At 70.1% G+C, this 539-nt stretch carries 1 protein-coding gene; it reads left to right on the top strand.

Annotation, left to right across the window (positions count from 1 at the left end; translation table 11 throughout):
- Positions 1–539 (top strand): acetate--CoA ligase family protein (locus G6018_RS15460; RefSeq protein WP_182640095.1); only part of this gene is annotated, 539 nt, incomplete at both ends.

Here is a 539-nt window from a genome sequence, read left to right as displayed (position 1 = left end):
TCCCCGCCGCTACGCCGAGTGGCTGGACCAGCCCGCGGAGGAGCCGGCCGAGTACGACGACATCGACCGCGCCCGCGCGCGGGATCTCGTCGATTCTCTGTGTCACTCGAACGCCGGGAACGAGTCGTTCGAACTCACCCAGGGGCAGGTCCGGAGTCTGCTGGAGTGCTACGGGGTGGGGATCGTCGACTACCGTGTGGCGGTCGGGGTGGAGCAGGCGGCCATGGCGGCCGAGGAGCTCGGGTACCCGGTGGCGGTCAAGGCGATGGGGGAGAAGTGGCGGACCCGGAGTGACCAGTCCGGGGTCCGCCTGGACCTGACCGACGCGGGGGCCGTGCGTCACGCGTTCGACGACCTCAAGGCGACCACCGGTTCCCGGGCACTCCACGTCCAGAAGATGGCCACCAAGGGGGTCGCGGTGACGATCCGGGTGGCGGACCACCCGATCTTCGGCTCGCTCATCTCCTTCGGCCTGTCCGGGATGCTCTCGGACCTCCTCGCCGATCGCGCGTTCAGCACCCTGCCGATCTCCCCCTCGG

It is taken from the genome of Dietzia sp. DQ11-44, from assembly GCF_014145205.1.
In the GTDB taxonomy this organism is placed as follows: domain Bacteria; phylum Actinomycetota; class Actinomycetes; order Mycobacteriales; family Mycobacteriaceae; genus Dietzia; species Dietzia natronolimnaea.
This window is presented reverse-complemented; position numbering and strand designations above follow the sequence as displayed.